15 protein-coding genes are annotated in these 18,126 nt (G+C 50.8%); all 15 read left to right on the top strand.

Features of this window, described 5'->3' with window-relative positions; genetic code table 11:
- Positions 1–42: 42 nt before the first annotated feature.
- The 15 genes from tyrS to B7982_RS10370 all read left to right on the top strand — a co-directional run bounded on the left by tyrS (position 43) and on the right by B7982_RS10370 (position 18,119).
- Positions 43–1,260: a tyrosine--tRNA ligase gene (gene tyrS, locus B7982_RS10440; RefSeq protein ID WP_088660696.1), complete on the top strand. Its 1,218-nt coding sequence runs from the start codon at positions 43–45 to the stop codon at positions 1,258–1,260.
- Between the two features lie 35 nt (positions 1,261–1,295).
- Entirely contained in the window at positions 1,296–2,225 is a 930-nt protein-coding gene (locus tag B7982_RS10435) for a 1-phosphofructokinase family hexose kinase (RefSeq protein WP_233138503.1), read from the top strand.
- A 10-nt stretch (positions 2,226–2,235) separates the two neighbouring features.
- On the top strand, positions 2,236–2,913 hold the full coding sequence (gene mqnB, locus B7982_RS10430) for a futalosine hydrolase (RefSeq protein WP_088660694.1): 678 nt from the start codon (positions 2,236–2,238) through the stop codon (positions 2,911–2,913).
- Positions 2,914–2,978: 65 nt separating this feature from the next.
- Positions 2,979–3,770, top strand: coding sequence for a 1,4-dihydroxy-6-naphthoate synthase (locus B7982_RS10425; RefSeq protein WP_088660693.1), 792 nt, complete (start codon positions 2,979–2,981; stop codon positions 3,768–3,770).
- A gap of 126 nt (positions 3,771–3,896) precedes the next feature.
- Positions 3,897–4,097, top strand: a complete 201-nt coding sequence (locus B7982_RS10420; protein WP_014546551.1) for a hypothetical protein — start codon at positions 3,897–3,899, stop codon at positions 4,095–4,097.
- 245 nt (positions 4,098–4,342) lie between these two features.
- Entirely contained in the window at positions 4,343–5,800 is a 1,458-nt protein-coding gene (locus tag B7982_RS10415; RefSeq protein WP_233138502.1) for an OmpA family protein, read from the top strand.
- 11 nt (positions 5,801–5,811) lie between these two features.
- Positions 5,812–8,031 (top strand): tetratricopeptide repeat protein, encoded by a 2,220-nt coding sequence (locus B7982_RS10410; RefSeq protein ID WP_088660691.1) that lies wholly within the window; start codon positions 5,812–5,814, stop codon positions 8,029–8,031.
- A gap of 46 nt (positions 8,032–8,077) precedes the next feature.
- Positions 8,078–11,956: a tetratricopeptide repeat protein gene (locus B7982_RS10405; protein WP_088660690.1), complete on the top strand. Its 3,879-nt coding sequence runs from the start codon at positions 8,078–8,080 to the stop codon at positions 11,954–11,956.
- A gap of 188 nt (positions 11,957–12,144) precedes the next feature.
- Positions 12,145–12,783 (top strand): MotA/TolQ/ExbB proton channel family protein, encoded by a 639-nt coding sequence (locus tag B7982_RS10400; protein ID WP_088660689.1) that lies wholly within the window; start codon positions 12,145–12,147, stop codon positions 12,781–12,783.
- Between the two features lie 38 nt (positions 12,784–12,821).
- Positions 12,822–13,712 carry a biopolymer transporter ExbD gene (locus tag B7982_RS10395; protein WP_088660688.1) on the top strand — a complete coding sequence of 297 codons (891 nt, stop codon included), beginning with the start codon at positions 12,822–12,824 and terminating at the stop codon, positions 13,710–13,712.
- A 2-nt stretch (positions 13,713–13,714) separates the two neighbouring features.
- Positions 13,715–14,209, top strand: a complete 495-nt coding sequence (locus tag B7982_RS10390; RefSeq protein WP_088660687.1) for a biopolymer transporter ExbD — start codon at positions 13,715–13,717, stop codon at positions 14,207–14,209.
- Positions 14,210–14,212: 3 nt separating this feature from the next.
- Positions 14,213–15,139 carry an AgmX/PglI C-terminal domain-containing protein gene (locus tag B7982_RS10385; protein ID WP_073424961.1) on the top strand — a complete coding sequence of 309 codons (927 nt, stop codon included), beginning with the start codon at positions 14,213–14,215 and terminating at the stop codon, positions 15,137–15,139.
- 158 nt (positions 15,140–15,297) lie between these two features.
- A complete protein-coding gene (locus B7982_RS10380) occupies positions 15,298–16,602 on the top strand; it encodes a hypothetical protein (RefSeq protein WP_088660686.1) in 1,305 nt (434 codons plus the stop codon).
- 67 nt (positions 16,603–16,669) lie between these two features.
- Complete coding sequence (locus B7982_RS10375) at positions 16,670–17,032, top strand: hypothetical protein (RefSeq protein ID WP_233138501.1); 363 nt, start codon at positions 16,670–16,672, stop codon at positions 17,030–17,032.
- A gap of 64 nt (positions 17,033–17,096) precedes the next feature.
- A complete protein-coding gene (locus B7982_RS10370; RefSeq protein ID WP_088660684.1) occupies positions 17,097–18,119 on the top strand; it encodes a rod shape-determining protein in 1,023 nt (340 codons plus the stop codon).
- The last annotated feature ends 7 nt before the right edge of the window (positions 18,120–18,126 follow it).

Genomic DNA, 18,126 nt, shown 5'->3' with positions numbered 1-18,126 from the left:
GTAAATTAACTACTAACTATCAACTATTAACTCGTAACTAAAATGCAATTCCGTCCTGTAAAAGAACAGCTTGAAATTTTGATGCGCGGCGTTACCGACATCGTGCCGCAAGATGAACTCGAAAAGAAACTCCAGAAGTCCTACGACACCGGTGTCCCCCTCCGTATCAAGATGGGTGTGGACCCGACGGCTCCGGACGTTCACTTCGGTCATACGGTCGTGATGCGCAAGCTCCGCCAGTTCCAGGACCTCGGTCATACGGTTGTCCTCATCGTGGGTGACTACACCGCGCAGATTGGTGACCCGAGCGGCCGCAACAAGGCCCGTCCGCGCCTTACGCACGAACAGGTTCTCGAAAACGCCAAGGAATATCAGGAACAGTTCTTCAAGGTCGTTCGCCGCGATCAGGTCGAAATCCACTACAACGGTGAATGGTTCTCCAAGCTCCCGTTCAGCAAGGTCACCGAACTCATGGGCCAGTTCACTGTCGCCCAAATGCTTGAACGCGAAGATTTCCACAACCGCTATACGGCAAACACGCCGATCAGCCTGCACGAATTCATGTACCCGATGATGCAGGGCTACGATTCCGTCGCCATCAAGAGTGACGTGGAACTCGGCGGCACTGACCAGAAGTTCAACGTGCTCCGTGGCCGCGACTTGCAACTCTTCGAAGGTATGGAACCGCAGATCGGTCTCTTCATGCCGATTTTGCTCGGTACTGATGGCAAGGTCAAGATGTCCAAGTCCATCGGCAACTACGTTGGCCTTAACGAACCGGCTGACGTGATGTACCACAAGATTTACAGCCTCTCCGACAACATTGTCGAAAACTGGTACGAACTTCTCACGAACATCCCGCTCGACGAAGTCAAGCAGATGATGGCTGACATTGCCGCAGGCAAGATGAATCCGAACGAAGCCAAGCACCGCCTCGCTATCGACATCGTGACGCAGTACTACGGTGCCGAAGCTGCCGAAGCTGCAGCCGCTAAGGAACGCGAAATTCACAGCGGTAACGCTATCCCGAGCGATGCTCTCGAATGCTCTGTCGATGCCGGTACTTATGGCGCTCTCGACTTGCTCGTGAACATCAAGGCTTTTGCCTCTAAGGGCGAAGCTCGCCGCATGGTGCAGAACGGTGGCGTGAAGATTGGTGGCGAAAAGCTCGCCGATCCGCAGGCCCAGATCGAAATCAAGGGTGGCGATAATCTCGTCGTCCAGGTGGGCAAGCGCAAGTTCTTCAAGGTGAACTTCTAAGGTACGCGATGTCAAGGGAAATCTTAGTTCTCGGTTTGAATCCTGCTTGGCAGAGGGTGTTCTTTCTGGACAAGTTTACTCCAGGCGAAGTCCACCGCATCTCCAAGGTCAAGGAATATGCGTCGGGCAAGGGCATCAACTGCTGCCGTGTGTTGCAGCTTTTGGGCGGCTCTCCTCGCTTGATGCATTTCCTCGGTGCTGGGAACGGAGAAAAAATCTTTGACGAGCTTTCTGCTTGCGGCATCCCGCAGGTGCCAATCTGGATTCGCGAAAACACGCGTATCTGTACGACGATTGCCTGCAACGGCGACACGACGGAACTCGTGGAACCGTCCCCGATGCTTGCTGATTCCGAGAACGATGATTTCGCACAAACGCTGAACGAATACTGGGATTCTACGCAGTACATCGCCTTGTGCGGAACGTTCCCGCAAGGCTTTAACGCAAAGATGTTCAATGAGCTTGATTTCAGCGACAAGCACATCTTTGTCGATGCCATCGACGGCATTGATGAACTCCTTGCCAAGGGCGTGGACCTTCTGAAAATCAATATGCTGGAATACTGCAAGCTCCTGGAACGCATGGGCATTCCGCAGGTCAAATCGAGCCCGCAGTTCTGGAAGATGACGGCAACTGCAGTGCTTGAACGCCTTCCGATCAAGAACCTCATCGTGACCGAAGAAGACGCCCCTGTACGTGCCTTCCGTCTCATGGAAAAGAAATTCCAGGGAATCCAGCTGCAACCGCCGACCATCAACGTGAAAAACGATATCGGCGCCGGAGACTCGTTCTTTGCGGGCTGGCTCTATGCTTTTGAACAAAATCTGAGCTTCGAAAGCTGCTTGGCGAAGGCGACTGCTGTGGCAAGTGCCCGTTGTGAAGTCGAACGCCCGTGGAACTTGAGCCTCGACCGTGTTGCCGAGCTCGAAAGCGATCTCTCGACAAAGGTCGAACGCCTCGAATAAGGACTTTGCGATGGAAGACAACTTTGTTCCTTTGTTTGCCTTTGCGTCAAACTTGGAATTCTTTGGCGTCTTTCCAGAATGCAAGTCTTTTGTCCAAAATAACATTCGTTTAGGTGAAATTGTAGAACTCCCCGAAGGGCGTGGTTTTGCCGTTGTCCTTGGCGTGGGCTTGCTTGAATTTGCAACAAATTTATCCGTTCTGCTCTCTCGGTTTGCCGCCGAGGGGCCTTTTACGCATGTGGTACTTGCGGGCATCTGTGGCGCCTATCCAGGTCGCGGTGTGAACGTAGGTGATGTTGTCCGCGTCGATTCCGAAATTGTCGGGGACCTTGGCGTTGTAGAATGCGATGGTTCCTTTACGCCGTGGCACAAAGTTGGCGCGACCTCTGTCTACGAATCTTCGTCGTTACGGGGCGTTCCTGCCTGGCTTTCGAATTTGAAGCCTATTGCTGGGCTTAGTGTCAATTGCTGTACGGGGACCGCCTCTATGGCAAAAGAACGTAGCGAAAACTTCAATGTCGATGTCGAATCGATGGAAGGGGCCGCCTGCTTCTCGATTTGCCATGCCTTTGGCATTCCCTGTTACGAAATCCGTGCCGTAAGCAACTTTGCCACCACCCGCGACAAGTCTACTTGGCGCATCCCCGAAGCTCTCGCAGCTCTTCGTGCTGCTTTTACGTCATTCTGAGGGCGAAGCCCGAAGAATCCAGTTAAATTTACTTCCTGCATCAAATTTCTTACTCCTTACAGCATATGCAACTCTCTCTCGGTATTTCCACTTGCCCAAACGACACCTTCATTTACGAAGCCTTGCTCCAGGGGCTCGAAAATTCCCCATTTGAATGGAAAGTCACGTTTGCCGACGTGCAGACGCTCAACGAAATGGTCCTGCGTGGTGAACTTGATGTCGCAAAGATTAGCGCCCAGGTCTATCCTCAAATTGCCGAAACGTACCGTTGCCTTGGTTGCGGGGGCGCTATCGGGTACGGCTGTGGCCCCCTTTTGCTCTCTTCGGAGTCTGGTTCCTTCAATCCGGACCTCCCGACGACCCTTCCAGGCGCAAATACGACCGCTGCGCTCCTTTTCAAGTTTTGGTACGCCCATCAGTTCAAAAATGCCCCAAAACTCGAATATGCCCTCTTTAACGAGGTTTACCAGGGACTCCTCCACAAAAGTATCCCCCAAGGCGTGACAATCCATGAGCACCGTTTTACGTGGAAACGTGACGGTCTTCACCTTTTGCAGGATTTGGGCGCCTACTGGGAACAGGAAACGGGTTCTCCGATCCCGCTCGGAATCGCTGTAGTCAAAAAGGACCTTGGCTTTGCCGAAATCGAATCCATCGAAAAAGAGATTCGTGCAAGTCTCCGAATTGCCCGCCAGAGGCAAAATCCAGTGACCCCCTTTATCGTCGAAAAAGCCCAGATCGATGATGACGAAGTCATCAAATCCCACATCGCGATGTTCGTGAATGACTTCTCCGAAAATGTCGGCGAGGCGGGTTGGAGGGCTCTTGAGAATCTGTGGCGGTTATCACACTGTTGATAACTTGTTGAATAAGCCCTATTCTATGTAATAGTTTATAAACGTAACCATAATTTTGCAAAACGGCGAATTTTTAGCAAAAACTTTATTTATTTTCCAAAAAGCATCTTTTTTTGGAGTTTGCTTATGAGTTTAGTAAACGATCTCGAACTAGAAATTGAAAATTTCAAACGCGAATACGAGAAATTCGAACGCGGCAACAAGTCGGCTGGCACGCGCGCTCGCAAGGTCTTGCAGAACATCAAGAAGACCTGCCAAGAGATCCGCGTTTCAATTCAAGGTGCAAAGAAGGAGGAGGAGAAGGACGATCTTCCGAGCGAGGATTGACAGATAAGTTATCCCCAAAAGGTTATACCTGTGTAATTTTTACACGAAAAATGGCGTTTTTGACGAAAAGTATTTGACTAAAGTCATTTTTGAAGGTATATTCCCACATGGGTTTTGTGTTTGCCAAACAGGCAAGCGTATGTTTAACGAATTTAAGTGTTCTATGATTGGAGAAACGTAGCAGTATGACCCTAAAGAAACTGGTCTTAATTACGGCCGGGGCGATGCTTCTTTCAGGAACCGCCATGGCAAAGAATATCAACGTGCCTGGCGATTTCGCAAAGATTGCAGATGCTCTCGGAAATGCGGATGCCGGGGATACAATCCTTGTCAAACGCGGTGTTTATAACGAAAACATCACCTTGATCATGGGTGTTGTTCTCAAGGGCGAGGACCCCTTGTCTACCATCATCGATGGTGGCCGCCGAGGCCCGACCGTCATGGGTACTTCGGGCGCCGAAATGTCGCACTTCACTGTGAGGAACGGTCTCGAAGGTATCCTTTGCGAAAACGCTGCCCCCTACATTCATCATTGCTATGTGATCGATAACCATGCAACGGGTATCGGTGCTTTCATTTCTCTGCCGTGGCTCCGCAACAACGTGGTGTACGGCAACCGCTGGTCCGGCATTCTTGCCTGGGGTGCTAAGTCTCTCGATGCCTACATCGAACAGAACGTCGTGCTCCGCAATGGCTACTCTGGCTTGACCCTCAAGGGACCGACCAACCTGGTCGCCCGTAACAACATCTTCATGGAAAACCACTACTACGGTGTGTTTGCTGACCCGGCTGCCGGTCAGACGAAGGTGGAATACAACAACATCTACAAGAACTACTACCCGTTCAACCAGTTCATCAAGGTGAACCGCACGAACGTGTCCTTGGACCCGAAGTTCATCAGCTCGTCTCTCGGCAACCCGAACTTCTTCTGCCAGTCCACCTCGCCGATGATCAAGCGCGGCAAGGGCAAGCTGGATATTGGTCTTACTGCAACTGACGTCGTTAAGGAAGAAGAAGCTGTCGAAGAAACGCGTAATCCGGATACCGATGGCGATGGCCTTTGCGATCCGTGGGTTTCTGAAGAAGGTCTCTCCGAAAAGTACGCTGGCGTCTGCTCCGGCTTTGACAACTGCCCTGAAGAAGCCGAAGACTTCGATGGTTTCCAGGACGACGATGGCTGCCCGGATGCCGACAACGACCGCGACGGTCTCTGCGACCCGTGGGTTGAAGCTAAGGGTATGCTTTCCCAGTACGCTCACATCTGTAAGGGTGTGGACCTCTGCCCGGAACAGGCTGAATCTATCAACAACTACAAGGACGACGATGGTTGCCCGGATGAAGTTCCGCAGCCGCCGAAGAAGGTCTTCGTTCTTGAAGGTGTGAACTTCGAATCCGGTAAGGCTACCATTACTCAGGACTCCTACATCTCCTTGATGAAGGTTGTCGACATCATGGAAACCTTCCCCGAAGCTACATTTGAAATCGTTGGTCATACCGACAACATCGGTAACAAGGATAAGAACATGATTCTCTCCGCAGACCGTGCAAACGCTGTGAAGAACTTCCTTGTCGAAAAGGGCATTGTCGAAAGCCGTATGACTACAAAGGGCTTGGGCGATACTAAGCCTGTTGCATCCAACAAAACACCTGAAGGTCGTGCTCAGAACCGTCGTATCGAGTTCATCCGCACGGATATTAAGTAAAGGAGTAGGTGATGTTGCGTACTAGTTTCATCAAGACGTCCGCTTTTGGACTTGCCGTAGCCAGCACTTCTTTGTTTGCAGAGGCAACCTACACGCCGAATAAGTATCAGCAGAATGACTGGTTTGCCGAATTTGGTGGTAACACCTCGATGTATGTGAACCCGGCTGGAATCTCTGAAACCGATCAGCTCGAATTCAGCGCTGCATTCTTCAGCACCATCAGTGGCGAAGCTAGCCAGGAATATGTCAGCTTGACATACCCGATTGACTACAAGCACACGTTGGGCTTCTCCCTTTTCGAAAACGGTGCCTCCATTGAAGGTGGCGAATCCTATAGCGAAATTGCCGCAATGTTCGGCTATTCCTACAGGCTCTTCCACCTCCTCTCTCTCGGTGTCGACCTCTCTGTCTTGTACATCAACCAGTTTGATGAACTCAAGCAGCTCACCGTCGGTGCTGACGTGGGTATCAGCTGGAACCCGCTCGCTTCTTCGAAGTACGGTTACTTGCTCATTGGCGCAAGCGTGCAGAACCTCCTTGCTCCGGCTGTCAGCGAAGCTGATGGCGACGGTAGCTTCAAGTTCGTGCTCATGGGCGCTGCCGATGCTTACAAGATTCCGACGAACCTGAACCTTTCCTTGTTCTATCGCGGATTCAACCGTCTCCTCGAATTCAAGGCCGAACTCTCCATCATTGATATCATCCACGATTCTGACGAAGGTGGTAAGGGTAGCAATCTGGAAATGAGCTTCTCCTTGACCTATTATCTTTCTTCTCACCTCGGTGTCCGTGGCCGCTTCACTAAGGAAGGCTACCCGGTCATCGGTGCTACGGTTAACGTCAAGGATGTCAGCATCTTCCGTTACCTCGCTCTCGACCTCGAAATGTCTCACGACGACCTCTGGGCCAAGAAGAACCGTGGCTTTGTGTGGGCTGTCAAGCTGACTTCTCGCTTCGGTGATACCCGTGAAGAGAAGATCGGTGAAGAACGTTATCGCCGCTTGAAGATTGAACCTGAAAACGACTACCGCGCTGCTATGCGTCTGTACTTGAACCGTGAATTCCTTGCTGCTGCTTACGCATTCGGTAAGGTTCAGACCAAGTACCCGGCATTCCACTTGGTGGACCAGGCTGCATTCTACAAGGCAAAGTCTTTCGAAAACCTCCGTATGCACAAGGCTGCTAAGTCCGTCTACGAAGATGCTATCAAGCGTTATCCGCAGAGTGACCAGCGCGCCAAGTACCACTTCCAGTTGATGAACATCGACTATAAGGAAGGCAAGTACACGGAAGCTATGAACAAGTATCAGAACATTGCTCAGAAGTTCGGTGAAAGTGACGTGAAGGCTGACGCTGACTACGTTGCCGGCCAGATCAAGTTCGAACAGGGCCTCTATCAGGAATCTGTCGACCTGCTCGCCTCCATCCTTCCGGGTAACGCAAACTACTTCTACGCTCGCTATACCATGGGTATTGCTAACAGCCGTATGAGCAAGTTTGACGAAGCTGAAAACTGCTTCCGCGATATTACGGAACAGCCGGTGTCCAACAAGTCCGAACTTGACTTGCAGGACGCTGCAAGAGTTAAGCTCGGCCACCTCTTCTTCTCTGGTGAAAAGCCGGACATCGCAGCTGCCGCTCAGCTGTACGGCCAGGTCAAGGAAGGCTCTCCGGTGCTCGACGAAGCTCGCCTCGGTATTGCATGGTCCTTCCTCAAGGTCAACAAGCCGGATGAAGCTATGAAGCATGCCAAGTGGATTATCTCTAACCTTCCGGAATCCTTCCTCGTTTCTGAAGCCTACCTCGTGATTGGTTACTGCCACTTCATGAAGAAGGACTACCAGGGTGCAATCACCGCTTTGGAAGAAGCCGTGAAGCGCACGGAACAGCCGATTGTCTCTGTCGCCGCACGTGACAGCGCCCGTCAGGCTTATGATTCCATGCAGAGCCAGTTCGACTCAGTCCAGGTGATTGCCTTGGATCTCGCTCGTCAGTTGCCGACTCCGCGTGTGGAAAGCAAGCGTGAAGCTTTGCGCCCGACGTTCAATAAGGCTAATCAGTCTATTGAAGATTACGCATCGTTCATGCAGAGATCTATCCAGAGTGACCGCTTTGAATCTAACCGCAAGCGCATTTTGGAAGACGCAGGCTTTACATTGGCTACTGCAAGAACCAAGGTTGCCGGTCCTGGTGGCAGCGCTGCAGATACTGGCTTGGAGGACCTGGAGTAATCCGGGCCCGTCCCTTTATTTTGATATAATAGGTGGATAGAGAACGATGAAAAATCTTTTGCTCGTCTCAGCAATCGTTTGCTCCATGATTGGAACATCTTTTGCTGCATCGGATCCGTGTAAAGAAAAAACGGACGAAGCTAAGAAATTGCTTGCAAAGTGCAAGTCCATTGGAAAGGGCAACTCTGGCTATGAACAGTGCGCCAGCTCCTATAAAGTTGCAAAGAACCAGGCCGAACAGGCTTGCCGCTCTGGCGGTCTTGACGAAAAGGGCATGCGTGACGCTATTGCCGAATGGGAACGTCAGGTAGAACGTTGCAAGGGCAAAGTCAGTAACCGTTGCGCAAGCTCCTTGCAGCAGCTTGGTCACTACCAGTTCTTGCTCGAAGAAAAGCAGTTCCTCGACAAGAATGCCCAGTACGAAGAAGATGTCGCATGGTGCGCTGACCGTGATAACAAGCCGGCAAAGTGCGCTAACATCAACCAGTTCCCGAAGGCCGATCACCAGAAGTCCTTGGGCTACTTCCTTGAATACATCGACAAGTATCCGAAGGAATCCAAGGCTCCGACCGTGATTTACCAGGCTGCTGCAGTGCAGGAAGCCAGTGGTGAAGACGACAAGGCTTACAAGCTCCGTATGCAGCTTGTTAGAGACTTCCCGGACAACGGTCTTGTGCCGAAGGCTTGGCTCCGTATTGCTGAATACCACTTCATGAACCGTAAGTTCAAGGACGCTATCAGTGCCTATAAGAAGGTGACTGGTTTCGAAAACCTCACGGGTAAGGAAGCGGCTCTCGCCATGTACCACTTGGCAGAATCTTACTATAACACTGCCGAATACGAAATTGCCGCTAAGCAGTACTACGATTACATCGTCGGTGCTGACGCCGGTAAGTATCCGAAGGACTTGCGTCCTGAAGCTATGGACTTCATGGCAGCCTCCTTCTCTGACTTGGAAGGTGGTGGTGTCCAGGAAGCTGAAGCTTTCTTGAAGGACAAGAAGGTTGCGTTCAAGGACTCTGTCTACTACCGTATCGGTATGAAGAACAAGGACCATGACCGTAACGAAGAAGCTGTCCAGTCCTTCAAGCGCTTGATGAACATCAACCCGGACTACATCGACGCTCCGCTCGCCGATATTGCCATGATCGAAATCTTGATCGTGCAGCAGAAGTTCGAAGATGCTCAGGCTCACCGTTACCAGGTTGTGAAGCGTTATGACCGCAACTCCTCTTGGTACAAGAAGAACCAGAAGTATCCGGAATCTGTGAAGAATGCTGAAAAGGCTATCCGTGGCGCTATGCTCGACATTCCGCAGTACCACCACGCTCAGGCTGCTAAGCTCACCAAGGAAGGTGATATCGAAGGTGGCAAGAGACAGTATTCTAAGGCTATCGAAGCTTATGAAGCTTTCTTGAAGCGCTATGCCAAGGAACCGACCTGGGATGAATACAAGGTTCACATCAACCTCGCTCTCGTCTATCAGGAAATGGGCCAGCATGCTAACGCTGCCAAGATGTTCAACTGGATCGTCGAAACCGATACGACCCGCTATGGCCGTCGCGAAATGGGTTCTGGCAACCTCCTCTCCAAGGATGAAGCTGGTTATAACGCCGTTCTCATGATGGACCAGGCTCGCGAAACTGCAAGAAAGACCAAGGCTAACGATGATGCCGTCCAGGCATACAACTTGCCCGAAACCAAGGCCTACTTCGACCAGGTCGACAAGTACATGGCTAAGTTCGGCAAGAACAAGGAAGCTGCAGAACTTGCATACAACGCCGCTATCGTTCATTACGATGCCAAGCAGTTCAGTGTTGCCGTGAACGTCCTCCGCAAGCTCAAGAAGGACTTCCCGAAACACCAGTACATTTTGCTCATCAGCCGTATGCTTGCTCAGTCCTTGCTGGAATCCAACCAGCTTGACGAATCCCTCACGGAATTCGAATGGCTCCTCAAGCAGTACAAGGCCAAGGAAACTCGCAACGACTCCATGGCTGCTGAAATCGAAAAGGCTATCGCTTACGTTCTCTTCCAGAAGGCTGAATCCTCTGTCAAGGCAGGCAAGAATGAAGCTGGTGCCAAGGCTTACTTGGACCTCGTGAAGCGCTATCCGAACATCGACATTGCTGACAAGGCTATCTTCGAAGCTGCAGCTGCCTACGAAGCTACGAACCAGTACAAGAAGGCTGCAGAAACGTTCATGCTCCTCCCGAAGAGCTATGCCAAGTCACCGCTCACGGTTAAGGGTATCTTGCGTGCTGCAAGTAACTACAAGAAGGACAAGCAGCCGGTTGTCGCTGCCAAGACGTTCTTGTTCATTACCGACAACTTCCCGCAGGATTCCATGGCCTTCCCGGCAATTGGCTTTGCCGCTCAGACCTATGACTCCATCCCGGACAAGAAGCAGGCCGCTATTACCTTCGAACTTGCTTACAAGCGCTACCCGCAGAACGAAGAAACTCCGTCCTTCCTCTATAGCGCATGCTTGAGCTACGACGAAGCCAAGATGACCAACGAAGCAATCCGCTGCTCCAAGGACCTCGTCCGTGACTATCCGAAGAGCTCTTACGCTGTTGACGCTGCCTTCTCTATCCCGATGGCATACGCTAACGCTAAGAAGTGGGACCTCGCCATCCAGGAATATCGCAACTTCATCAAGATGTACCAGGAAGACAAGGAAAAGCTCATTGCCGCTTACATCGGTATCGCTCGCGCCTACCGCAACGTAAAGGACATGGAAAGCTCTGTTGACGCCTACAAGAAGACTCTCGAAGCCTACGACAAGTACGGCTTGCAGATCAAGAACGCAGATGCCGCAATCCCGGCCGAAGCTGCTTTCTACATGGGTGAATACGAATACAACAAGATGGTTCCGGTTGTCTTGAAGGGTAAGGAAAAGGAAAAGGCCAAGATCATCAAGAGCTTGGTTGAAATCCTCCAGAAGGCTATGGGTCACTACTCCAAGTCTGCTGCTTACGCATCTGAAAAGTGGACATTCCGCGCCACGAACAAGATGGGTATGCTCTTCGTGACGATGGCTGCAAAGATTCGTGAACAGCAGCTCAACGGTAAGAAGGAAGAAGAAAAGTTTGCAGAACGCATCGGCATTGTGCAGCAGCTCCCGACTTACTACGAACAGGCTCGTCCGATCTTCCAGAAGAACATCGACCTCGCTCGTGACCAGGGCTTCTACAACAAGGACGTGATCGCTGCAGAAATGGGCTACATCGAAATGTACTACCAGGGCTGCGCTGTGTTCGTCGAAGTTGCTGACGCATTCGCTAACTCCCCGCTTCCGGATAGTGCTTTGATCGTACGTGAATACGTTGGCCAGGGCATGGTGAAGGATGACGCTATCATGGCTGCCCACGAAGACTTGGAAGCCTACCGTGAAGAATTGAACAGCCGTTCTGACGCCGCTAAGCAGCTCGCTATCCCGCAGTGCGCTACCGGTATCAAGGCCTCTGCTCACTACGGTATCGATAACGAATGGACTGCTAAGCTCTACGAAACCTTGAGAAAGCTCGACGAAGCCAACGAAGATCTCAACGTGAAGATCGAAAAGTTTGACCCGTCTACGCTGTTCGCTGACCCGACGTACTTCAAGTTGAAGGCTCGTATCGAACAGATCGAACAGTCTGACGCTATGACTCTCGAGGAAAAGGTCTCTACATTCCGCAACATCGTCAAGGAAACTAAGGACGATCGCGCTAAGCTTGAAGAAGAACTCGCCAAGCTCAAGGAATGGACCGCTAACCCGAGCCTGATCCCGGCTTCTGAAAGAGGTGTGGAAGCAGCTTCTGAATCTTCTAGCGATGAAGAAGCCGTTGAACAGACCTCCAAGAAGTCTAAGAAGGGCAAGAAGGCTAAGTCTGAAGCCAAGAAGTCCAAGAAAAAGGCTAAAAAAGGCAAGAAGAAATAGCGGTAAAAACTATTTTACGGGGAATCCTGCTTCGTGGGATTCCCCTATTTTATTGGGCTTGAGGGCGATTGCCTAGCGGTAAAGAAAGTTTTACTACTAAAATCTCCCACAACGCTCCAAAAAAAAATAAATATGAACGAAGATTATCAAAAACAACAAAAACAATAACTCAATTAAAGGAGTCTCTAATGTCTAAATTGCTTCAATCCTTCAGCCCTGAATCTGATGGTTACCAGTTCATGTGGATCATCTTGGTCGTGTTCATCATCGGCCTTGGCTTCTCCCTCGAACGTATGACCTACATTATGATTAAGAGCTCCAAGGGCCGCGGTAAGTTCATGGCCGATTTCGGTAAGCTCGTCATGCAGAACCAGCTCGAACAGGCTCTCCAGTTCGCTAAGAGCTCCAAGCTCCCGATCGCTAAGGTTATGGACGCTATCGTCGCTGCCAAGCTCAACTGCAAGGATGCTGACAAGGCTCGTGACTTGATGACTGCTGCTTCTGACGCTGTGTTCCTCACTGAAGCTCCGCGCCTCACTCGCTACATCTCCATCATCTCCGTTATGGCTTCCATCTCCACGTTGCTCGGACTTATGGGTACGATTTACGGTCTGATCTACACATTCGACGCTGTTGCTAACAAGCCGGCTTCTGAACGTGCTAAGGCTCTTGCTGATGGTATTGCTATCGCTATGGGTACTACGCTCCTCGGACTTCTCTCTGCAGTTCCGCTCCTCGTCATCGTCGGTCTTCTCAACATGAACTCCGAACGCCTCATCCAGGAAATGGAAGAAAAGGGCCTCAAGATTATCAACTCCCTCGCATAATCATTCAGAGAGTTTAATTTTAACTGGAGTTTAAAAACATGGCAAAACAAATCAAGAAACCAGGAAAGGTCGAAGAACCGGATTTGCTTCCGGCGATGGGCTTGTTCACCATCTTGATTCCTATGCTTCTGACCATGACTGCTTTCTCCAAACTCGCCATTGTCGAAGTCAACCTGCCGGAACGCAGCCAGATGCTTATCGACAATGACCAGCCGCCTCCACCTGATGAGCAGGCATTGAACTTGTCCCTCGCTATCGCTAACAATTACCTTGTTATCGGTGCACGCGGTGGTTTCCAGCCGAACGTCTATTTCAAGGAAATGTGGACGTTCCGTTGCAAGTCTGATGCTCAGCTCGTTACTTATGCGATGGAAGACGTCAAGACGGCTGTTGAAAGTGGACATGGACCGAAGTGCAAAGATGGTTCCGAAATGGACAAAGAGAAGTATCTCTATGAAATCGAAACCATCGAACTCTGGGCTATTCAGAAGGAATCTGAAGAAGACCCGGGTAAGGTCATTTGGGCCGCCTACAAGAACGACGGTAGTGCTGAAGAAGCTCATGCCGACAGTGCTTATGTAGATGGCGCTAACAACTTCTTGTCCCTTCCGGGTGAAGGCGTAGGTGGCCTCCAGAAGCCGGCTGCTCTCAAGGCTCCGACTCCGGGTATGGCTGTTGCAACGCTTCAGCCGAACTCTGCCCGCACTCTCAAGCCGGGCGACAAGACTATGGTTTATCCGCTCTCCGCATACGATCTCATCGCTAAGGACTTGATCGCAATCCATACTCAGTTCATCGACTTGGACGACGTTGATAACATCATCATCGTTGCAAACGACGACACTCAGTTCGACAAGATCATCCAGCTCATGGACCGTGCTAAGGAAGCTGGTTTCAGCAAGATCAACCTTGCAAAGTTGGGAGGTTAATCATGGCTAGAAAATCTCGTAAGTATAGCGAAGACGTACCATTCTCCCTCACGTCCATGATGGACATGATGACCATCATCTTGGTGTTCATGATCAAGAACATGGACGCTGAAGGTCAGCTCTTGACCCAGGCAGAAAACTTGATTCTTCCGATCTCGACCTCCAAGGTCCAGCCGAAGGAAGTTTCTTTGACTGTCGTGGTCGATGCTAACTACGTTATCGTTGACAATGAAAAGGTCGTGCCGACCGCTGACGTTCTTGCTCAGGAAGACCTCCTCGTTACGAAGGTGGACGAAATCCTGAAGGACCGTCGCGCAATCGAACAGGAACACGCTCTCAAGATGGGCCTTCCTGCAGAAGAAGCCGGTCACATCATTGTCCAGATTGACAAGAACATCCCGTATGATGCGATGTACAAGGTGATGGCCACCTGTGGCTTCTCCGGTTACACGAACATCGCATTCGCCGTGATGGAAAAGAACGGCGGGGAGGAATAATCAATGGCTAAGAAGAACATAGATCCGTTTATTGCGTCGCTCATGCCGGAATCCGACAAGAAGATGGGCGCAATCGCCGGTGTCTCTCTTGTGATCGCTTTGGCTATGTGTATCTGGGCTTCCATGTACGAACAGGTCGTTGCTGAAGTCGTCTTCGACAACGCTGATTCCGTGGACCTTACTACTTCCATGCAGATTGAGCAGAAGGAAGAAAAGAAGGAAGAAAAGAAGAAGCCCGAACCGAAGAAGCCTCGTAAGAAAGCTGGTGGCGGTGGTAAGCCGCGCGGTAAGGGTCAGCCGAACGCTCCGCAGACTCGCGGCGTGCTCAAGCTCCTCACTGCTCAGACCAAGAATGCCTCTGCTGCTGCTTATGACTTGATGAAGAACCAGAAGTTCACCAAGGACATCGATAAGGTGCTCAAGGACGTCGCTGGTCTCCAGACTACGGGTAAGACCGTTCTCGGTGGCCGTCGCGGTAAGGCTAACGGTGGCTTCAACGAAGGTTACGCAGAAGGTGGTTCCGGTGGTATCGGTGACGGCCTTGCAGGTCTCCTTGGCGGTGGTGGCGGTGGTATCGCTACTAAGGCTAAGGGTTCCATCAAGACTCCGTCCATGCGTGATATCGACATGGGTGCCGGTGGTGGCTCTCGTTCCGCAGCAGACATCATGAAGGTTGTCCGCCAGCGTACTCCGGGTCTTCGCCACATCTATAACAAGTGCCTGAAGAAGAAGCCGGGATTCCAGGGTAAGGTTACCTTGAAGTTCACGATCGCTCCGGGTGGCGAAATCATCAGCATTTCCACTGTGTCTTCCACGACCGGTTTCGCAGAATTCGACTCCGAAGTCAAGAATGCAGTTAGCCGCTGGACCTTCAGCAAGGTGAAGTCCGGTAACACGACGGTTACGATTCCGTTCACGTTCACCGAATAATTCACTTGGAAAGCTTGAAAAAAGACCAGACGAAAGTCTGGCCTTTTTTGTTTTGGGGTTAAAACGCCCCAAAATTTTTTGCATTTTATTAAAATATTGTTGCGTTTTTTATTTTATAAAACTAACTTTATAATTGAATTTTCAATAGGAGTTATTCCATGAACTTAAAAACCGTAGCTGCAGTTGGCACCGCAATCGGAATTTTTGGTGTCGGTTCTGCATTTGCAACATTTGCCCGTATCGAATCTATGGGTAAGAATACGACTTACATCATGGATGATGTGAGCATCTTCGATAACCCGGCAAACATCAACCTCTACTCCAACTACTTGATCGGTGAATTTGGCCCGTACACGGACCGTGTTGAAGTGGGCGCAAACCGCGATCCGCAGCACCCGAACTTCGGTGGTATTTTCTCCATCGCTATCGGCGGTGACAACAATCCGGACCCGCGTATTTCTATCGGTGGTCTCTTTGGCCGTATCAATGCTGACCTTATTCAGTATTTGCCGGATGTCGTCATTGGCGACAACGGTTCCAAGACGAACGTTCCTGAAACGGTGACGAACTTCGACGGTTTCTTGGGCGGTACGCTCACGAACGGCAACGCTTGGGGCTTGCATGTGTATATCGCAACGCAGGACGGCGGTGACAAGGGCGAAGATGGCAACTACCAGGTGAAGAAGGACGCCTTTGCCTCTATCGTGCAGGCAGACGGTGGTATGAACTTCCAGTTCACGAACTACTTTGACTTGGAATTCTCCTTGGCCTTGGCCCGTATCCAGTATGGACCGGAACACCACAGCTTCTTTGACGATGGTAACTTCTCCTGGTTGATCAAGTCCCGTGCATTCTTTACTTTGGATGCTATCAACGGCGAACTTGTTCCGGCTTTGAACCTCAAGTTCATCGATGCTCCGGGCTTGGATGAAAAGCATGCCCAGGTGGGTGTCGGTATTAACGTTGCCCTTGACCGTGGCTTCTTCTGGATGGGCTTGGACTTCATCTATAACAAGAAGAAGGCTCACGACTGGATCTTTGACGCCATCACCAAGACCTGGACTTATGATTCCCGTAACGAAGACAACAGACGCTGGGACGAACGTACCGATGTGGGTGGCATGATCAGCTTCGGTATCGAACGTAACATCTGGTGGGATTGGTTCGTGATCCGCGTTGGCGGCCAGAAGTCTATCCTTTATACAAAGTGCGATGTCAACAGCAGAAATGCAGACAAGTACAACGACAAACAGTACGGCATCTGCAAGGATGACGGCAACTTCTTCAGCACGAATCCGCTCGCTGACGGCACCTCCAAGGACCATGTCGGCTTCGGTTTCGGTATCAACATCGAAGAAAAGCTGAAAATCGACGTGACCGTTGCTGAAGACCTCTTGTTCCGTAACCCGTTCCAGGGCGAAGGCAGACTCTTCTCCAGAATCTCTGCAACGTACTCGTTCTAGTTAGGTAACTAGCAACTATTTCGAAACGCATTCCATCTGAGTGCGTTTCTTTTTTTATTTTATGGATATGAAAAAGATTTTGTCCCTCATATTCCTTGTGTTGCTTTCGTCTTGTTCTGAACCGACGGAACGCATTGAAAAGAAGCTCCTCACGTACTTGCAAGAGGACTTGAAGTTCATGGTCGCAGAAACCTTGAACGCGAATGCGACAAAGGCGGATTTGCTCGAAGAACCGTATTACAAGATTCGTGATTTTAGGTTGTTCGAAGGCGCCGAAGCGGAAATCTATGCGGCGTACGCCGAAGTCGATTTTTACATCTATCGTGACCTCGCCATGTACGAAAAGCGCAAGTACCGTTACGAGGTTCATGGCAGGCATTGGGACCGTTATTCCAAGGTGCTAAAATTTGGCAAGGATAAAAATCCCTAGGTTATAAGAGGACCTGATTTAGTTATATTTGGACTGTGGGATTTTTATTATAGAGGGCTAAATTTTGTTCGGACTTTTCTCTTGTGATATCGGTATTGATTTGGGTACCGCAAATACGCTTGTCCATGTGGCTGGACAGGGCATTGTCATTAACGAACCGACTGTGATTGCTGTTGACCGCAAGAGCAACCGCGTGACTGCTATTGGCGGCGAAGCTAAGAAGATGCTTGGCCGTACGTCTGGCGAAAGCCGTGCCATCCGCCCGATGCGCGATGGCGTGATTGCCGATTTTGAACTTGTCGAAACGCTTTTGCGCACCTTTATTACGCGCGTGCAGCGCTATCCGCTGTGGATGGTGAAACCGCGTGTGGTGGTTGGCGTTCCGAACGGAATTACCGAAGTGGAAACGCGTGCCGTGATCGATGCTATCAAGATGACGGGCGCTAAGGAAGTCCACCTGGTCCACGAACCGATGGCTGCCGCTATCGGCATGGGCATCCCGGTCGAAGAACCGGTCGGTAACATGATTGTGGATATTGGCGGCGGTACGTCCGACATCGCCGTGATTGCCTTGAACAAGTCCGACTGCAACGGCTCTGTGCGCGTGGGCGGTGACGAAATGGACGAGGCCATTGTGCGTTACTTGCGTACGATGTATAACCTCTGCGTGGGTGAAAGCACTGCTGAACAGATCAAGATCCAGATTGGTTCTGCAAGCCCGCTCGAAGAAGAATTGACGATGGAAGTCAAGGGCCTTGACTTTATTGCCGGTATGCCGCGCACGATTCCTATTGGAAGTGCCGAAATCCGCGAAGCCATCAACGAACCGGTGACATCCATTATTGAAGCCGTGAAGCAGGCCTTGAGCATTACGCTCCCGGAACTTTCTGCCGATATTTATGACAAGGGCATCATCCTCACGGGTGGCGGTTCCCAGTTGCGCGGTCTCGATGAACGTATCCGCAAGGAAACGGGCCTCTCCGTGAACGTGATTGACGATCCGATGACTTGCGTTTGCAAGGGTGCGGCTCGCATTCTCGAAGACCTGGACAAGTACCGTCCTGTTTTGGTGGCTTCTTCTACCTAAATTCTGA

Origin of the sequence: Fibrobacter sp. UWB2 (genome assembly GCF_002210425.1) — a bacterium.
Lineage (GTDB): Bacteria > Fibrobacterota > Fibrobacteria > Fibrobacterales > Fibrobacteraceae > Fibrobacter > Fibrobacter elongatus.
This window is presented reverse-complemented; position numbering and strand designations above follow the sequence as displayed.